This is a genomic window from Streptomyces sp. NPDC007162 (assembly GCF_040634175.1).
Taxonomy (GTDB): domain Bacteria; phylum Actinomycetota; class Actinomycetes; order Streptomycetales; family Streptomycetaceae; genus Streptomyces.
Map to the genome: position 1 here is coordinate 1 of NZ_JBEYFC010000850.1, position 2489 is coordinate 2489.

At 73.6% G+C, this 2489-nt stretch carries 2 protein-coding genes and 1 pseudogene; all 3 read left to right on the top strand.

What is annotated here, in order from left to right; all coding sequences use genetic code 11:
• Positions 1–551 (top strand): annotated as a pseudogene (locus tag ABZ646_RS44875) (serine/threonine protein kinase); the annotation flags it as partial.
• A gap of 127 nt (positions 552–678) precedes the next feature.
• Complete coding sequence (locus ABZ646_RS44880) at positions 679–1392, top strand: DUF4232 domain-containing protein (RefSeq protein ID WP_360533066.1); 714 nt, start codon at positions 679–681, stop codon at positions 1390–1392.
• A gap of 191 nt (positions 1393–1583) precedes the next feature.
• A partial coding sequence (locus tag ABZ646_RS44885) for a hypothetical protein (RefSeq protein ID WP_360533069.1) occupies positions 1584–2489 on the top strand: 906 nt, incomplete at its 3' end.

The following is a 2489-nucleotide window of genomic DNA, read 5'->3' on the forward strand; positions in this document are numbered from 1 at the left end:
CGCTGACCCTGGCCGCGGTCCTCGCGGCCGGCGGCACCGCGGTCGCGGTCACGCTGGTGCAGCGCGGCGGGACCGCGGGCGACCAGACGCGGGTCGCCGACTCGACCGGGCGCGTGGTCGCCGAGGTGCCGTCGGGGTGGGCGGGCGAGCTGCGGGCCGCCGGCTGGAACCCGCAGGCCCTGGGGCTGGCGTCGGGTCACGAGCCGGGCCTGGAGGTCGCCGACGACGTGTCCGGGTGGCAGGACCTGACGACCGCGGTGAACGGCGTCTTCATCGGCCTGAGCGAGCACGGCGACGTCGCCGCGAAGGTGACCGCGCTGGCCCACTCGGGCTGCCGCTACGAGGGCAGCCGTGCGTTCACCGGTACCTCCTGGAAGGGCCGGGTGCGGACCTGGAGCGACTGCTCCGGCGCGGGCGGCTCGATCCAGGAGGCGGCCCTCCGTCCGGCCGGCGGGGACGCCCAGCCTCAGGTGTACGTGCAGGTGCGGCAGAAGGGCGCCGCCGACGGCGATACCACGGACGGCATACTCCGCTCGCTGCGGGTCACCTGACCCGATGAATCCACGGCGTGCCCCCGAACTTTTCCGCCGTTCGTCCCATCGGATGGGGTAGACGGCGCACGGAGCGCCCGGGGCACGTCTCGTACGCGTGCCATGACATCCAGGAGTGGTGAGACAGATGGCGCACACGTCCCAGTCCTTGCGGCGCGGGGCGGCCCTGCTCGCGAGCACGGCCGCCGCCCTGGGCCTCCTGACCGCCTGCGGCAATGGCGGCCAGGGCAAGTCCCCGGAGTCGGTGTCGGGCACGGCCGCGCCCGCGACCGGCAACTCGGCGGGTTCGGCCGGCTCGGGCACCGCGTCCGTACCGGACGGCACCGGGTCCTCGCCGACCTCGCGGAGCACCGGCTCGGCGACCGGCGGCCCGGCGACCGGGGCCTCGACGGGCGGCGGCGGCACCACCACCGCGTCCGGTACCCGCTGCCACACCTCCGAGCTGACCGCCTCGGTGGGCGGCAACGACCCCGGAGCGGGTCAGGAGAACTTCCCCATCGTGCTCACCAACAAGTCGGCCCGGACCTGCACCGTGCGCGGCTACCCCGGCGCCGCCTTCGTGGACGCGTCCGGCACCCAGCTCGGCCCCGACCCGCAGCGGGAGCCCGGCACCACCGCCACGACGGTCACCCTCGAGCCGGGCCGGAGCGCCTGGGCGGGGCTGACCTTCTCCAGCCCGGACATCAGCGGCGCCAGGACGGCGACCCCCGCCTCGCTGGTCGTCACCCCGCCGGACGAGAAGGACTCCCTGAAGGTGGCGTGGAAGGGCGGCCCGGTCCCCGTGTCCGGCAACGCCTCCTCGGTGCGCCTGAACGTGTTCAGCGCAGGCACCGGCGCCTGACCACCCGCTGACCGGACCCCGCTGCCCCCTCCCCCCGGGGCGGCGGGGTTCGTCATGTCCGGGCCACGACTGTCACAGACGTGCAACACGCACGGCCGCCTCCGATCTTTTCCGCGGGACCGCCCATCGAACCCGACGACCACACGGCGAAGCGGCTCCACGCGGGGCCGGGACGAGGAATCGGGGCGGACATGAGCGGCATCTCTCGCAGGCGGGTGCTGACGGCGGGCGCGACGGCGGGGGCCCTGGGTGCCCTCTCCGCGTGCTCGAACGGCAACTGGACGCTGGGCGGCAGCGGTGCGGCCGACGGCGTCAAGGACGGCGGCGCGAACGGGAGCGCGCCGGCCCGGCCGCTGAAGCTGATCGGCGACGGCTCCACCGCCGACACCGGTGCCCAGCCGCACCAGCCGAAGGCGTCCCGTCTCGCGGCCGGCGCCAAGCCGCCGCAGTTCGTGGTGTTCTCCTGGGACGGCGCGGGCGAACTCAGCAACCAGCTCTTCTCCCGCTTCCGCAAGGTGGCAGCCGACCACGGCGCGAAGATGACGTTCTTCCTCTCCGGCATCTACACGCTGCCGGAGGCCAAGAAGGACCTCTACCGTCCGCCGCGGCACGCGGTCGGCGCCTCCGCGATCGGCTACCTCGCCGACCGGCACATCCACGCCACGCTCCAGCAGGTGCGGGCCGCCTGGCTGGAGGGCCACGAGATCGGCACCCACTTCAACGGGCACTTCTGCGGCTCGGACGGCGTGCGCAACTGGTCCCCCGCCGAATGGCGCAGTGAGATCGACCAGGCCGTGGACTTCGTCACCAAGTGGAAGACGAACACCGGCTTCACCGACCTGGAACCGCTGCCCTTCGACTACCGCAAGGAGCTGGTCGGCAGCCGCACCCCGTGCCTGGAGGGCCAGGCCAACCTGCTGCCCACCGCGGCCGCGCTCGGCTGGAAGTACGACGCCAGCTCCCCCGGCGGCCTGCAGATCTGGCCCGGCAAGGTGCAGGGCAACCGCATCTGGGACTTCCCCCTGCAGTCCATACCGTTCCCCGGGCACTCCTTCCAGGTCCTGTCGATGGACTACAACATGATGTACAACCAGTCC

Excerpts from the sequence above, each read along its gene's own strand:
- ABZ646_RS44880 (WP_360533066.1), top strand. The coding sequence starts at position 679 with ATGGCGCACACGTCCCAGTCCTTGCGGCGCGGGGCGGCCCTGCTCGCG.